Below are 16566 nucleotides of genomic sequence, written 5' to 3'. Positions count from 1 at the left end.
GCTCCTGTTCTTCGTCAGATAGCCCGCTATCTTCCTCATCACAGAAGCAAAAATGCCTCAAAAACTCATCCCAAATCATCGCACGATAAATTCAAAACAGCTTCTTAATTCCCCCTACAATATATCTTCATTAGCTGTTGCAGTTATATCAAACTATTCATGAAGTTATCTCTGCCTTGCATATCCATTAGCATAAGTGCGGAAGTCCATCCCGGCAATCCGCCCTTACATTTCATTTATTCCGTTTTCGGTTTCCGGTCGAAAAATGGGTTTTTCGATGATGCACTGACAGGAATAGCATAAACCTGCCTGCATCCATCTAACCAGTCAAGCTGCTGTGCAGCCAGTCCTGCCGAAAACATCACACGCGTATCTACCCGATGGTCGGCAGCAACAGAACAAGCCGATCCAATCGCTATCCCAACATCTATACTGTTGATGGCACAAGGAACACCTTCCTTACGCGAAGCACAAGTTTCGTATCCGCAATGTCCGCAGTCAAGTCCTTGCGGCTGTTCGCGCGTACCGATGAGAATGATGCATTCGGCATCCAGAATATTATCTGCATCACGCAGGAAAAACTTAAGCCCGTTTTCCTCATACATCTGCTTCATCGTATCAGAAAGGATGCGGATATTACTTTCGGTCACCATCGCAATCTCAATAATATCAACCCCCTTGCCCTTAGGCGCAGTGCGTGCCGCCACCATCATCTGTTGGGCTATCTGTAACACTTCATCGTGGCGACTGTCTCTCTCGTTCAGAATCATATTACTCGTGAAATAATGTTACTGACACTATATTGACCAGACTTTAGAGCCAGTTAGTATCTTCTAACAAATCTAAAGCCTGGCCATTCCTTATTTATTTCAAGATATCCAATTGCTTGAAACATTTTATCAGTTTCTCGATTGCGAAATCGATTTGTTCTTTTGTATGGGTTGCCATCAAAGCAAAACGCACCAATGTATCTTGAGGAGCACATGCAGGCGGGATAACCGGATTGATGAACACGCCTTCATCGAAGGCCAGCTTGGTAACTTCGAAAGTCTTGTCGGTATCACGCACATACAAAGGAATGATTGGGCTCTCTGTATCACCGATTTCGAATCCGGCATCACGGAACGACTTCAAGGCATAGTTGGTAATCTTCCACAAATTTTCCTGCCGTTGAGGTTCTGTCTGCAAAATATGCAAAGCCTCTATGGCAGCGGCCGTTGCAGCAGGAGTATTGCTTGCCTGGAATATATAAGAACGCGCATTATGACGCAACCAGTTGATTGTATCCTTATCCGCAGCCACAAATCCACCGATAGAAGCAAGCGATTTGCTGAATGTACCCATAATGAGGTCGATATCTTCCGTAAGTCCAAAATGGTCGCATACGCCACGCCCGTTTCTACCAAATACTCCTAACCCGTGAGCCTCGTCTACATAAACAGTAGCATTATATTTCTTTTTCAATCTGACAATCTCAGGCAAATTGGCCAGGTCTCCTTCCATAGAGAACACACTGTCAACAACAATTAACTTAATAGCATCCGGTTCGCATTTTTGAAGTTCACGTTCCAGCGCTTCCATGTCATTGTGTTTGTATTTCAACTGAGTAGCAAAAGACAGACGGCGTCCGTCAACGATAGAAGCATGGTCGCGGTCATCACAAATGATATAATCACCGCGTCCTACCAATTGAGGTATAACACCTTCATTAACGGTAAACCCGGTAGAGAAACATAACGCTTCGTCTTTCCCGATAAATTCCGCCAATTCCTTTTCCAGTTTTATATGGATGTCAAGCGTACCATTCAACAAGCGTGAACCTGCACATCCTGTACCGTACTTACGGGTAGCGGCAATGGCAGCATTGATAATACGTTCGTCGTGAGTCAATCCCATATACGAATTTGAACCGAACATTAGTACCTTTTTCCCGTCCATCATCACTTCCGTGTCTTGAGCACTGTCTATTTCACGGAAATAGGGGTAAACGCCTCGTTCCATATACATTTGAGGCGTTCTGAATTTACTCAATTTGTCTTGTAATAGTCCCATATTCTACTGTTTGGTAAATCTTTCTGATTTACATTATTTAATAATAGCCCTGCCATTCCATATCGGCAGATGTTACATAAAAAGAACGTGCAAAGATAATAATTTTAGCAAACTTAATAAGATGATAGTACAAAAAAAATGTTTCTTTCGACATTTATGCTATAAAAAGTGATGTTCATAAACAAAATAGTCTTATTTTTGTTCTTTAATTGAAGAAATGGATTTCCATTTGCGGACATTCATTATAAGAAACCAGCAGAACTATCATGAGCTCAAAACAAAGCATACAGTTTATAGTCAACCCAATATCAGGCACGCACGGAAAAGAATTTATCCTACATCTGATAGACAAACATATCGACCGAAACCGATATGATTATATAATACGTAAAACCGAATACGCCGGACATGCCAGCGAACTGGCACGACGGGCTGCAGAAGAAAAGACGGATATTGTTGTGGCTATTGGAGGCGACGGAACCATCAATGAAATAGGAAGATCATTGATCCATACTGATACTGCTATGGGAATCATCCCATGCGGCTCGGGCAATGGACTGGCACGGCATTTACATATTCCAATGACACCACATGGAGCCATTGAAACGTTAAATCAAGGCTTTATAAAAGACATCGATTATGGGATTATTGACCACCACCCTTTTTTCTGTACCTGTGGAGTCGGGTTCGATGCATTTGTCAGCTTAAAGTTTGCCGACTCGGGCAAAAGAGGATTACTTACATATCTGGAAAACACTTTGCATGAAAGCCTGACCTACCGGCCTGAGACGTATGAGATAGAAAACAGTTCGGGAACTGTAAAGTACAAGGCATTTCTAATAGCCTGTGCCAATGCTTCACAATATGGCAACAATGCCTATATTGCCCCACAGGCTTCATTAACCGACGGCATGATGGACATAACCATTCTGGAACCTTTTACCGTACTGGATGTACCGGCATTATCTTTTCAACTCTTTAATAAAACAATCGACCAAAACAGTCGCATCAAAACACTGAAAGAAAAAAAAATTATCATCCATCGCCGCAATGAAGGAGTTTTTCATTTCGACGGGGACCCAATGATGGGAGGCAAAGACCTGACAGTCGAGATAATACACCGTGGACTGAAAGTGATAGCACCTGAAAAAGGGCGGACATATACCGAACCGTTCAGTGTGTTACAACATTTTACCGACTTTATCGGCACCCGGCCACTCACCTCTACTATTGCAGAAAAGCATCGAAAGCTGTTACAATTAAACCAAAACTTGTTGCGAAGATTATCGAAGAAGTGAAATCTGCAAAGACCAGCCCATATTCCACCACAGAAGCCCATGCCCAATACATTGCGGGTATCTCCTGTGGTGGTCTTAATGCACAAAATGTTTCAAGGCGAGAACAGCTTTGATTATCCCCGGTCAAAAAGCCAAATAAAAATCTTTGACCAACTGAATAAAATCCGGGCTGTAGATGCGAGGCTCGGATTCTATAACCAATGTATCTTCTTTACAGGGAAGAATATTTCTGCTTAAAGTAAGCAAAACACGTTTAGGAGATATACCCGGCCTGGTCTGTACATTCGTCCGGTACATCGGATACAAATGCCGTTCGGCAGCCGAACCAATAAAATATCCTGCAGCCTCGAAAGGTAAGATAACTGAAAAACAACCATCATCCGTCAAAAGACGTATCACTGCATCTAACAAATCCTCAAACGTAAGAGTGCCTGTATGTCGCGCAGCATTCCGCTGGATATCAGAGCAATAAACCTGCTCACGAAAATAAGGAGGGTTTGATAGGATTGTATCATATTTTCCTCCTTCAAATGCTGTAATATCTGCCTGTCTGATACTTACCCGTCCTTTCCAGGGTGACAATGCTACATTTTCACATGCTTGCTTCGCAGCCTCGGCATCAATTTCTACACCTGTTACTTTAGCACGACAACGCTGAGCTATCATCAACGCTATCAGACCGCTTCCTGTACCTATATCAAGCACATTCTGAGAATGGCTGACATCGGTCCATGCTCCTAGTAATACACCGTCCGTACCTACCTTCATGGCACACCTGTCGTGCCAAATTTCGAACTGCTTGAATCGAAAGAAAGGATTTCCCATAAGCTAACTTTTCTAATTTTCGTCAAAAATAGATAAATCGCCTCTCATTTCAGCATGAAACACAGATTTATTTCACGTATTTGCAACTTTTCTGTTTTCGTATTCAAAGCAGATTGCTTAACTTTGTACCCGTTTTGGGATATTTATTAAACAAGAATAGACAAACCCACAATTATGGTAAGAAGGAAAAAAATAGAAATGGATATGAATGCAGTCTCAGACGAAGTGTCAATGGTAGCCGAGATAAGTGCAGAGCCAGAACAACCTTCAGTCGATGAAGTAAACAAAGAAATGCCTATTATGACATTACGTAACATGCTTATGTTTACGGGAATTGTCATGCCCGTTACTGTAGGCAGACAGGCTACACTCAAACTTGTGCGTTCTGCTTCGAAAAACAAACAGCATATCATTATAGCCACTCAAAAATCAGCCGAGGTAGAAGAGCCCGGAATAAATGATTTATATCCAATAGGAGTCATTGGACGTGTACTCCGAATCTTTGAATTGCCGGGAGGTGCTACTACCGTCATTTTACAGGCAAGCAATGTAAAAGTACGGTTAGATGAAATTACATCAACAGAACCTTACCTAAAAGGTAAAGTTGTAGTGGAACCGGAAAACCTGAATACGGAGAACAATGATGAATTCAAAGCACTGATGGATACATGCCTCGAACTTGCGAACCAATATGTGGACGCTAGTGACCGGTTGAGTCCAGATGTAACTTTTGCTTTGAAAAATCTACCGAAAGACCATATACTTGTAAACTACATCTGTACCAATTTCCCATTTGGATTGGAAGAAAAGTTTGACCTGATATGCAAGCCGACATTAACCGAACGACTGTATAACTTGATACAGGTATTAAACCGGGAAACCAAGCTGGCAGAATTAAAGCATGATATCCAAATGCGTACACGCGAAGACTTAGACCGTCAACAACGCGAATATTTCCTGCAACAGCAAATCAAAAACATACAAGACGAATTAGGAAACAGCCAGGAAGATGAAATAGATGGCTTACGTGCAAAAGGGAAAACAAAGAAATGGAGCAAAGAGGTAGCTGCGACATTTGAACGAGAAGTGCAGAAACTGGAACGCATCAATCCACAGTCACCTGATTACAATGTACAGCTGACCTACCTCCAGACATTGCTTTCATTGCCGTGGAACGTATACACAACCGACAATCTGAGCATTCTCAATGCCGAAAAAGTATTGAACAAAGACCATTACGGACTGGAAAAAGTAAAAGAGCGTATTTTGGAACATCTGGCTGTACTGAAGCTGAAGGGCGATCTGAAATCACCCATCCTCTGCCTGTATGGTCCTCCGGGAGTAGGAAAGACTTCGCTGGGACGCTCCATCGCATCGGCACTGAAACGAAAATATATCCGAATGTCGTTAGGTGGCGTACACGATGAAGCTGAAATCCGGGGACACCGCAAGACCTATATCGGTGCCATGCCGGGACGCATCATCAAAAGTCTGATGAAAGCCGAATCGTCGAATCCGGTCATCATCCTCGATGAAATAGATAAAATGGGAAACGACCGTCAAGGAGATCCTGCATCAGCAATGTTGGAAGTGCTTGACCCTGAACAAAACAATACATTCCACGACAATTACGTAGATATGGATTACGACCTTTCGAAAGTGATGTTCATCGCCACGGCAAACAACCTGAGCACTATTCCGACTCCTTTGCTTGACCGTATGGAACTGATTGAAGTAAGTGGATACATCACCGAAGAAAAAATAGAGATAGCCCGCCGTCATCTGATTCCAAAGGAATTGTTGGCCAATGGTCTGACCAAAGAACACGTAAAGTTCACCAAACCCGCCATTGAGTGTATTATCGAAAACTACACCCGTGAAAGCGGTGTGCGTGAGTTGGAAAAGAAAATCAGCAAAATCATGCGCAAAATCGCATTGGAAATTGCCAGCGACAAATTTACCAGCCAGCACGAACTGAAACCGGAAGACATCAAAAAATACTTAGGCACACCTGAATATTCGCGCGACAAATACCAAGGAAATGAATATGCCGGCGTGGTGACCGGACTGGCATGGACTGCCGTGGGAGGAGAAATCCTCTTTGTGGAAACCAGCCTGAGCAAAGGCAAGGGTGAACGACTGACCCTGACGGGAAATCTGGGTGATGTAATGAAAGAATCGGCCATGCTGGCACTGGAATACCTGAAAGCCCATTCATTCTTGCTTGACTTGCCAGATGGTATTTTTGAAAACTGGAACATTCACGTCCATGTGCCCGAAGGAGCCATACCCAAAGACGGACCGTCAGCGGGTATTACGATGGTAACCTCACTCGCATCAGCACTGACCCAACGGAAAGTAAAAGCCAACCTAGCCATGACAGGAGAAATTACTTTACGTGGAAAAGTACTTCCGGTAGGAGGTATCCGTGAAAAAATTCTGGCAGCAAAACGTGCTGGAATCACCAACCTCATCCTATGTGAAGAAAACCGGAAAGACATTGAGGAAATACAACCGCTCTATTTGAAAGGACTGACATTCCATTATGTGAAAGATATAAAAGAAGTACTTCAACTGGCACTGACAGACGAAAAAGTAACAGACGCTATCGACTTCGCTGCCATCATGAAAAAAGACAAAGAAAAAGAAAAGGAAGCCGAAACGCATACGACAAAATGAAATTTGAATTACAATATACAGACCCAAAATCGAATGCACGCGCCGGCCTGATAAAAACCGACCACGGGCAGATAGAAACACCTATATTCATGCCCGTGGGCACCATAGGCAGTGTGAAAGCCGTTCATTTGCGTGAACTGAAAGAAGATATCAAGGCTCAAATCATCTTAGGGAATACGTATCACCTGTACCTGCGTCCCGGACTGGAAGTTCTGGAAGCAGCCGGAGGCCTGCACAAATTCAACGGATTCGACCGTCCGATGCTGACCGACAGCGGAGGATTTCAGGTATTCTCCCTTTCGGGCATACGCAAGATGCGGGAAGATGGTGTAGAATTCCGTTCGCACATTGACGGGTCAAAACATCTTTTCACCCCTGAACGGGTAATGGATATCGAGCGTACTATCGGTGCCGACATCATGATGGCATTCGACGAATGTACACCCGGCACTGCCGATTACGAATACGCCCGTAAGTCAATGGAACTGACGCACAGATGGCTGGACCGCTGCATCACTCGTTTCAATGAAACCGAACCCAAGTATGGCTATAACCAATCACTGTTTCCCATTGTACAAGGGTGTGTATATACCGATTTGCGCAAACGTTCGGCAGAATATATCGCCTCGAAAAATGCAGACGGAAACGCCATTGGAGGACTCGCCGTGGGAGAACCAACAGAAAAAATGTATGAAATGATTGAAGTGGTCAATGAAATTCTCCCAACCGACAAGCCTCGTTACCTGATGGGCGTAGGCACACCGGTCAACATTCTGGAAGGCATCGAACGAGGAGTAGACATGTTCGATTGTGTAATGCCTACCCGAAACGGAAGAAACGGTATGCTTTTTACCAAAGACGGAATCATGAACATGCGCAACAAAAAATGGGAAAAAGATTTTTCTCCTATTGAAGCAGACGGTGCCTCCTATGTGGACACTATGTACAGCCGTGCCTACCTGCGCCACCTGTTCCATGCACAAGAACTGCTGGCGATGCAAATTGCATCCATCCACAACCTTGCTTTCTACTTGTGGCTGGTCAGTGAAGCCCGAAAACACATCATCGCAGGCGACTTCTCTACCTGGAAGCCAGCAATGATAAAACGAATCTCTACCCGCTTATAAAAAATACACACCGATGAAACTGACCGAAAAACTGAAATTAAGGACACGACTGCCGCATACAATGCCGAAAAAAAACATTGTTCCGACTGGATTGAAAAGTATCTTCCAGCAGAAATGGCTGAAACGTCTGGACCGATACATCATTGTCAAATTCTTGGGAACATACTTCTTTGCCATTGCCTTGATTATTTCCATCGCAGTAGTGTTCGACGTCAATGAAAACATCGACCGTTTCATCAACAACAAGGCTCCGCTGAAAGCCATTGTCTTTGACTATTACCTGAACTTCATTCCCTATTATACCAACCTGTTCAGCCCATTGTTTGTCTTCATTGCCGTAATATTCTTCACCTCAAAACTAGCAGAGAACTCGGAAATCATCGCGATGTTTTCTACCGGCATGAGCTTCAAGCGACTGATGGTACCTTATATGATTTCGGCTGCTATCATTTCAGCTGTCACTTTTGTGCTAGGTACAGAGGTCATCCCTACTGGGAGCGTCACACGACTGAGATTTGAAGAGCTCTACAAGAAGAAAAAATCAGCAGATTATGCACGAAATATCCAACTGGAAGTAGACACAGGAGTGGTAGCCTATATGGAAAGGTACGAAAACTACAACAAAACAGGCTACCGCTTCTCGCTCGACAAGTTCGAAGACCACAAATTAGTATCACACCTCACAGCACGCCGCGTGACATACGATACCGCATCGTACCACAAATGGATCATCCGCGACTACATGATCAGGGAAATGCGTGGAATGAAAGAAGTTATCACACGGGGAGAACGTCTTGACTCCATCATTAAAATGGAACCGCAAGATTTCCTCATCACACGCGGCCAGCAAGAAACAATGACCAGTCCACAACTGCGCGAATATATCCGGAAGCAGAAACAACGGGGATTTGCCAACATCAAAGAATTCGAAGTGGAATACCACCGACGGATAGCTATGTCGTTCGCTGCCTTCATCCTAACAGCCATCGGGCTTTCACTTTCTTCGCGGAAGGTGAAAGGCGGAATGGGACTGCATTTAGGTATCGGACTGGCATTGAGTTTCTCATACATCTTGTTCCAAACCATATCAGCTACCTTCGCCATCAATGGCAATATGCCACCGGCCATTGCTGTATGGATTCCGAACATTTTATACTTGTTTATTGCTATCTACTTGTATCACAAAGCACCGAAATAAAGAGATAAACGTTATATGAATATTCACAAATAGCCCATACAGGAGCGTATACATACGCCCTGAAGAACAAATCAGGCAAAATGTGGATATTCATAAAACTCTCTATACATGGCTGAAGACAAAAGAAATAATATATGTTATGCAATGTTTTCTAATGACGCAATCAGCATCCATAATAGGCTAAAAAAATTATTCCCGTAAAACTGTATGAACTATATGCCGTCATGTGCTGATATGATGGAATTCTCTATAAATATATCTTTTACAGCCTGAAGCAGTTTCTCTTTTTCAAATTTCTTCAATTTGCCCGGATATTTTAAGGCCTTTAAAAATTCTATAAATGAAAGGGCTAAAAATTTGAGACATTCTTCTTTCGTAGTCAACTTAAAATAACCTTCGAAATCCACCACAAAATCTACCGTGAGGCATTTATACATTCTTACTTCAGGAGTTACAGAACCCCTAAATTTCAAAGTTTTATCCTCATAGTATTTAGGACGATGTGCTTGAAAGAATTGACTGAACTTAGGTGACAAGCATATAAGTCTTATACTTATTGTTTCCACTAAATCAGAGTTAACCCCAAGTAACCCTTTTGATAGTATGCTCTCAAATGCATAGAGAGCATCAGTATAGAAGCTAAAACTTGAAAGTTCTCTAGAAGTTACTATTCCTAATACTATTTCCATACTTTGTTATTTATAATAGAACAATATACAAATATAATCGTTTTTTCTTATTATATATAAGAGATGGTCTGCAGTCAGATATTTATTTGATAATAATTAGTATATTTGCTTGTAAAATAGTGCCACTTTAGTTAATGAATTGAAGTGGCCACAATTAAATACTATAAATCTTATGGAATTTAAAAACATTGTAAACGATTGGCAAAAACAGTACCCCATTTTGTCTCCATATACGCCTTCAACCTTATATGCAAAAGCAGATATAATTTTAATAGGGCTGAGATTAGATAAAGTGATGTCTGATACCTATCGGTTGATATTAGAAATTCTTCCTTTATGGGTACAAGAAAAAAGAAAAATCAGTATTCCTGCCTTTTTTGTAGAATTATTCGATAAAGATGGGAGACAATTTTTTATTAAATATCAATTGCATAAGTACTTATTTAAGGCAGCTGCCGAATGCGCAAATCAACAATTTGGTCTCATTTTGCGAGAGAGCATAAGGGTAAATGATATATTCCGGTTAATTGATTCTTTTTCATCCACTCTTAGACCCAAGCATAATCCTATTGACTGGCATCGCTTGTTTGAACTTAAATTAGCTTTGGCTTTCTATTCAGGTGAAGCAAATTTAATTGATACAGTAAAAGCAGAAATAGAAAAGGAAACGAAATATTGGAATGAAAAGGAATTTAATCACCTGTTTATGAAATCTATAAAAGAATGGAAAAGTGATTTATATCAGAAAATGGGAAATAGAGAAACGTTTATGAAACAAGTTCAGTTAAATCTGGATAATAAAAAAATATCCAAATTGAAGCAAATTCATATTTTATAGTGCCTTGAGAAACTGCTTTGAATCTATACAAAAAGTTTTTGGGACTTGATGTATTCGTTTCGTGTGTGCTTTGGGCAATAAATTCAAAACAGTTTCTGAGCATTCCAAACACCGCTTCTTCAATAACTTTATTGCCAACCCGCTTTCTGCCATAGCTGCATACTGCTTCTTTGAAAAGAAGCCCACCATTGACTTGTGTTTTGCCAATGACGGGCTACCGACTATGTTTTGAATTTATATCGAACTTACATTATGTCTATACTTTTCATAATACAAGCACCGCCTACAGCTATAAGCCAAGATACAAGCCGCATCGTCTCAGTCTATTTCCTGTTTCAAGCGTTCTACGTAAGCATCTATCCGGCGTAGTTCGGCGGGGATGTTGATGCGTTGCGGACAGTGGGGGCTGCATTGGTTGCAACCGATGCAATGGCTTGCCTGCCGCAACTTCGGGACACTGCGGTCGTAACCGACAAGGAAGGCGCGACGGGCACTCCGGTAGTTCGCATCCTGTGTGCTTTCCGGGATGTTTCCCTCATTCAAGCACTTGTTGTAATGGAGCAGGATGGCAGGTATGTCAAGCCCATACGGGCAAGGCATACAATATTTGCAGTCGTTGCAGGGAATGGTGTCGAAGCCCATCATCAGCGTGGCGGTTTCTTGCAGGAACGCAAAATCGTCTTCCGTCAGCGGCTTCAAGGGAGAGTACGTGCGCAGGTTGTCCTGCAAGTGCTCCATGCGTGTCATGCCGCTCAGCACGGTGTGGACGCCAGGCAGGCTTCCGGCGAAACGGAACGCCCACGAAGCCACGCTCCTCTCAGGCTCGCGCTGCTTGAGGCGGGCAAAGATGGTGCTGGGCACATTGGAAAGACGGCCGCCCAACAGCGGTTCCATAACGACGGCAGGAATGTTCCGCTTCGCCAATTCGTTGTACAGATACTCGGCATCGGTGTTCCTCGGGTTGATTTGCTTGGCGTATTTCCAGTCCAGATAATTCAACTGAATCTGCACAAAGTCCCATTTGTATTCATCGTGCCGCGAGAGCAGGTAGTCGAACACCCGCACATCGCCGTGATAGGAAAAACCAAGATTGCGGATGCGTCCTGCCTTGCGCTCTTCCAGCAGGAAGTCGAGGATGCCGTTTTTCATGTAACGGTTCTCGAACTCTTCCATACCGTCACCCATGCCGATGCCGTGCAGCAGCAGGTAGTCCAGATAGTCTACCTGCAGTTCCTTCATCGAGTTGCGGTACATGGCGATGGATGCTTCCCGGCTCCAACTGGAGGGCGCGAAGTTCGACAGCTTGGTGGCGATGAAATACGAGTCGCGCGGGTGACGGCTTAGGGCGATACCGGTAGCGTGTTCCGACTTGCCCCGGCAATAGGCGGGCGACGTATCGAAATAATTCACGCCGTGGGCGATGGCATAATCCACCAGTTCGTTCACCATCTCCTGGTCTATCTCCTCATTCCCCTCACGGGCGCTGCGACCTCCCACAGAGGGCAGGCGCATCATCCCAAAGCCGAGCAGTGACACGCGGTCGCCCGTCGAAGGATTCGTGCGGTACGTCATTTCGCCCGTGGGTTCGGCTACAGCGGCAGCTTTCTTTTCGCTGTTGGCGCATGCCGAAAGTCCCGTGACAGCCACGCTTGCCGCACCCAGCTTGAAGAAGTCGCGGCGAGAGATATTTTTCTTCTGTTTCATTTTATTTCTTGTTTATTGATTCAACGATAATCTTAATCCTGCCGGATTGGGACTGACGACTGAGTCGACAGCGCTTCTCCTGACGGATTGATGCTGTCCCCGGCGGGGAAAGTGCTTCTCCTGGCGGATTGGGGCTGTCCCCGGTGGGGAAAGTGCTTCTCCTGACGGATTAGAACTGCCCCCGGATGTTCTTATAGCTCGCTGTGCATCGTATGTCCTTCCACATAGATGGCACTGAACGGTCGGGCAGGGCACAGGTTTTCACACGCGCCGCAACCGATACACCGCTCGGTATTGATGACCGGAATCTTGACGGAGTCCGGGTCACTGCTGTCCGAGGGAATCATCAGTATGGCTCCCGACGGGCAATGGCGGGCACAGTTGCCACAATCTACGCCATCGGTCAGCGGAATACAGTTCTGTTTTATCCATACGGCGTGACCGATGCGCGTGGACGATTTTTCGGCAACGGTTATCGGACGGATGGCTCCTGCGGGACAGACTTCGCTGCATCGGGTACATTCCGGACGGCAATAGCCACGCTCGTAGGACATTTCGGGCTGCATCAGTCTCGTCAGGTCGGTGGAGGGGCGGAGCACTCCGTTGGGACATACCGACACACAAAGTTGGCAAGCTGTGCAATGTCGGGCAAAGTCGCGTGCGCTCAAGGCTCCTGGCGGAACAATCGGTGTGGCACGTTTGGGTACCTTCTTGTCCTCGATGACTGCCAGTCCGCCGTCTACTTTCTTCTCCTGCGCATGGATTGCCGATGTAACGGCAAGCACGGCTGTGGCAGATAGAAAACTGCGGCGGGAAGCCCCCTCAACTCCCCCCGATGGGGAGCTTGGAGTTTCTATTTTAGAAGCCTCCCCTTCGGGAGAGGTTTGGAGAGGCTTGAGAGGTCTGAGGAGCTTAAGGCTGATGGCTCCGTGCCGGCACGTATCGATGCAATCCATGCACGCCACGCAACGGCTGTAATCCACGGTGTGTTCCTTTCCGTTGATGCACGCCGCCTTGCATTTTCGCGAACACAGTCCGCAAGCGTTGCATTTGTCCGTATCTATGGTAATCCGTAATAACGAGAAGCGGGAAAGGAAGCCGAGTATCGTCCCCACCGGACAAATGGTGTTGCAGTAGGTCCGTCCGTTGCGCCACGCCAATACACCTATTATAATAAAGGTGAGCACGGCAATGATAAATGTCGGCAGGCTTTTCATCCACACGTCCGTTTCGTAGAAGGCATAGCTGTCCGCCCGTTCGGCAACGTAGGCGAGCAGGTTGTTCCCCCAGCGGTATACAGGTGCAAACAGGTTGCTTGCAATCCTTCCGTATGAACTGTAGGGTGCGAGCAAGGCGACAACCGAACCTATCCCTGCAATCAGGGCAAGAATAAACAATGCCAGTACGCTGTAGCGCAACCACGATTTGGCAGGCGACCAAGAGAAACGGTATTTTTTCTTTTTCCGTCGTCCGCTTATCCATGAAATGACATCTTGAAATACCCCTAACGGGCAGATAACCGAGCAGTACACCCGTCCAAGGACAAGCGTCAAGGCGATGAGCAGCACGATGACGCCCACGTTCAGGGCGAGCACTGCAGGAAGGAATTGTATTTTTGCCATCCAGCCGAACCAGGCGTGCATGGTTCCCGTGAAGTCGAGAAACAACAGCGTGATGAGCGTAAAGAACAAAATGGCAAGTGTCAGTCTTATTTTTCTCAGCATATCGTCTTTGTTTTTATAGTTTCGGATGGTTTGCTTCCTTGATGCTCCACAGCGACACATGTTCGTTGCGGTAGCGGGCGTTGGGATTCACTTCCTTCATCTGCTTGAAGAGGATGGCTTTCTGCGGGCAGTTGTGGATGCAGGCAAAGCAGAACTCACAAGCGCCTTCCGTCTTTACGCCCGTGGATGTCAGTTCGTAATTGCCACGCGGACATACCTCGGTGCAGATTCCGCAGCCGATGCAAGCATCTGTGATAGTAAAGGCATCCTGGCTATGCAGCAGGAAACCCGTTTCCGGATTTACGCCCGATGCCTGCAGGAATCCGGCATGCTGTTGCCGTTCCAGTTCCGTCACCGGTTCGTGCCAACGGCGCTGTGCAGCCAGGTCGGTGCGGATGCGTTCCAGGTTTTCGGGGATGTGCTTGTCTATCTTGATTTGCTCGTTCATATCGAAGTTGGGTAGCCAGTTGTCCACCATAATCATCGTGGTGATGTAGTCGAAGGGACAGCCAGCCTTTCGGGAAACGTCGTCCCATATCTCGACGGAACTGCATTTGCGGTTGCCGTAGGTCAGGATAGCAAACTTGTATCCGGCTTCCAAGTGTACCTTTTTGATGAACTCCCGCACCATATTGGGCGGCATGTGCCCGTAGACGGGATAGACAATGCCGATTTCGTCTGCCTCGAACGTATAGCGGTCTTGCTTCACCAGTTGTGGGATACTGAGCAGTTCGGTGTGTTCGTCTGCCAGTTCGCGGGCTACATAGAGGCAGTTTCCTGTCCCTGTGAAATAGAGGATAATGCGTTTCTTTGTCTTGTTTTCGCACGCAGTCAGGGCTGGCAGCCCCATACAGGCGGCTCCTGCAACGAGCAGCCCCATCCGTTTGAGGGCGGAGCGACGGGAGATTGTTTCCATTGTATGCTTTTGTTTTTAATTGGTTTTCAGACATGGCAAAGGTACGGAACATACCCCGCCCTGACCATACACAGATTACAGAATATAGCACACATATTACAGAACGTCCCTGTTCGAACACGGAACGGTAAACCCATTTCACCGAATCTTATACCCATTTTACTGAAAGGTCTTCCGTGATATGCTGTCTTTCAGAAGATTTCCGTATTTTTGAGCAATCAAATTAAAGTGTGAACAAGTATGGGTGAAATATTGGATTTGAAGACGATACATGACTACAACAAGTTTCTCGGTCTGGAGACACTGAACCCGCTGGTGGGCTTCGTCGATTTCTCGAAAGTGGAAGTACTGAAGCATCGTTGCAAATGCTTTGGCTTCTATGCCATTTTCTTGAAAGAGAAAATTCATGGACCTATTACCTACGGACGCAGCAAATACGACTATCAGGAAGGTACACTGGTGTTTATCGCCCCCGGACAGGTGGGTGGCATCAACGACAACGGCGAAACACTACATCCGCAAGGTTATGCCCTACTGTTTCATCCCGACCTTATCCGAGGAACATCATTAGCTCATAAGATGAAAGATTACACATTTTTTTCTTACGAGGCAAACGAAGCCCTGCATATGTCCGAGCGTGAGCGGCAGACTGTTTTCAACTGTTTTAATGAGATACAGGAAGAATTACGGCACGTCATCGACAAGCACAGCAGGAGCATCATTGTTTCCAACATCGAAGTCCTGCTCAACCATTGCCTTCGGTTCTATGACCGTCAGTTTGCTACCCGCGAAGCCATCAATTCGGATGTCCTCACCCGCTTCGAAGCCTTGCTGGGCAGTTACTTTGACTCTACTAAACCGGAAGAACTTGGGCTGCCGTCCGTTGCCTGGTGTGCCGACCAGCTTCACCTCTCCGCCAATTACTTTGGTGACCTTGTAAAGAAACAGACGGGCAAGTCGGCTATCGAATACATTCATCTCGCTGTCATCAGCAGGGTGAAAGACCGCCTGCTGGAAACGAACAAGACCGTCAGCGAAATTGCCTACGAAGTGGGATTCCAATATCCGCATCACCTGAGCCGGCTGTTCAAAAAGGTGGCTGGGTGTACACCGAATGAGTATCGGATGCAAGGAAAGATAGGATGAATCCGGCTGTAACTCCAGCCTATTTCATACAACCTGACCTAAATCCGAATGCCCATCCAGAGGTTTCCAGTAATCCTCTTTTCAACATACATCAACTGCGTGACAAGATGCATTGCAGTCCTTGCCCAGTCCCAGTACTAGTAGGACTGCAGTCCTACTAGTACTGGGACTGGCAAAGCAGTTAACTGCCTTTACCGACATCTCCATATATTTAACCAGAGTCAATGCCGTTCAAAGAAAAGGAGTTGAAGCGGACTATTTATCCCGAAGTACCTCCACGGGAGAATATGCACTGACCGGACGGAGCAGGTCACTCCTGCCCCATCTCAATGCATTGATAGAATGGGCGATGGAAAACAAGGACGCCATT

The 16566-nt window shown here is 45.6% G+C and carries 13 protein-coding genes; 6 read left to right on the top strand and 7 right to left on the bottom strand.

Annotated features, from left to right (window positions below; translation table 11 throughout):
* Positions 1–236 precede the first annotated feature (236 nt).
* Complete coding sequence (locus tag B5F71_RS07570) at positions 237–770, bottom strand: DUF2148 domain-containing protein (protein WP_022039993.1); 534 nt, start codon at positions 768–770, stop codon at positions 237–239.
* Positions 771–864: 94 nt separating this feature from the next.
* Positions 865–2052, bottom strand: a complete 1188-nt coding sequence (locus tag B5F71_RS07565; RefSeq protein ID WP_087208878.1) for an aminotransferase class I/II-fold pyridoxal phosphate-dependent enzyme — start codon at positions 2050–2052, stop codon at positions 865–867.
* A 266-nt stretch (positions 2053–2318) separates the two neighbouring features.
* On the opposite strand from B5F71_RS07565, the gene B5F71_RS07560 reads away from it, so the two are divergent.
* The gene (locus tag B5F71_RS07560; RefSeq protein ID WP_087208876.1) at positions 2319–3350 is read left to right on the top strand and encodes a diacylglycerol kinase family protein; all 1032 of its coding nucleotides are present in this window, start codon (positions 2319–2321) and stop codon (positions 3348–3350) included.
* Between the two features lie 123 nt (positions 3351–3473).
* Here B5F71_RS07560 and B5F71_RS07555 read toward each other — a convergent pair whose 3' ends face one another.
* Positions 3474–4175, bottom strand: coding sequence for a methyltransferase (locus B5F71_RS07555; protein WP_087208874.1), 702 nt, complete (start codon positions 4173–4175; stop codon positions 3474–3476).
* Between the two features lie 174 nt (positions 4176–4349).
* Between B5F71_RS07555 and lon the strand changes: the two genes are divergently transcribed.
* The 3 genes from lon to B5F71_RS07540 all read left to right on the top strand — a co-directional run bounded on the left by lon (position 4350) and on the right by B5F71_RS07540 (position 9179).
* Entirely contained in the window at positions 4350–6854 is a 2505-nt protein-coding gene (gene lon, locus B5F71_RS07550) for an endopeptidase La (protein ID WP_087208872.1), read from the top strand.
* Entirely contained in the window at positions 6851–7981 is a 1131-nt protein-coding gene (gene tgt / locus B5F71_RS07545) for a tRNA guanosine(34) transglycosylase Tgt (protein ID WP_087208868.1), read from the top strand. The genes lon and tgt overlap by 4 nt, the downstream gene beginning before the upstream one ends.
* Positions 7982–8042: 61 nt before the next feature.
* Positions 8043–9179, top strand: coding sequence for an LptF/LptG family permease (locus B5F71_RS07540; RefSeq protein ID WP_087208882.1), 1137 nt, complete (start codon positions 8043–8045; stop codon positions 9177–9179).
* Between the two features lie 212 nt (positions 9180–9391).
* Here the strand turns inward: B5F71_RS07540 and B5F71_RS07535 are convergent, their stop codons facing one another.
* Positions 9392–9868, bottom strand: coding sequence for a hypothetical protein (locus B5F71_RS07535; RefSeq protein WP_087208866.1), 477 nt, complete (start codon positions 9866–9868; stop codon positions 9392–9394).
* Between the two features lie 172 nt (positions 9869–10040).
* On the opposite strand from B5F71_RS07535, the gene B5F71_RS07530 reads away from it, so the two are divergent.
* Positions 10041–10706 carry a hypothetical protein gene (locus tag B5F71_RS07530; protein WP_087208864.1) on the top strand — a complete coding sequence of 222 codons (666 nt, stop codon included), beginning with the start codon at positions 10041–10043 and terminating at the stop codon, positions 10704–10706.
* A gap of 318 nt (positions 10707–11024) precedes the next feature.
* Here B5F71_RS07530 and B5F71_RS07520 read toward each other — a convergent pair whose 3' ends face one another.
* From B5F71_RS07520 to B5F71_RS07510, 3 genes are all read right to left on the bottom strand, one after another.
* Complete coding sequence (locus B5F71_RS07520; RefSeq protein ID WP_087208859.1) at positions 11025–12410, bottom strand: aldo/keto reductase; 1386 nt, start codon at positions 12408–12410, stop codon at positions 11025–11027.
* A gap of 191 nt (positions 12411–12601) precedes the next feature.
* Complete coding sequence (locus B5F71_RS07515) at positions 12602–14134, bottom strand: 4Fe-4S binding protein (protein ID WP_087208856.1); 1533 nt, start codon at positions 14132–14134, stop codon at positions 12602–12604.
* 13 nt (positions 14135–14147) lie between these two features.
* Entirely contained in the window at positions 14148–15050 is a 903-nt protein-coding gene (locus tag B5F71_RS07510) for an EFR1 family ferrodoxin (protein WP_087208854.1), read from the bottom strand.
* 240 nt (positions 15051–15290) lie between these two features.
* Between B5F71_RS07510 and B5F71_RS07505 the strand changes: the two genes are divergently transcribed.
* Entirely contained in the window at positions 15291–16196 is a 906-nt protein-coding gene (locus tag B5F71_RS07505) for a helix-turn-helix transcriptional regulator (RefSeq protein WP_022039981.1), read from the top strand.
* Positions 16197–16566: the final 370 nt, after the last annotated feature.

This window comes from Bacteroides sp. An269 (genome assembly GCF_002159755.1).
In the GTDB taxonomy this organism is placed as follows: domain Bacteria; phylum Bacteroidota; class Bacteroidia; order Bacteroidales; family Bacteroidaceae; genus Phocaeicola; species Phocaeicola intestinalis.
Note: the sequence above shows the minus strand (reverse complement) of the source record. Positions and strands in the feature narration are given on the sequence as shown.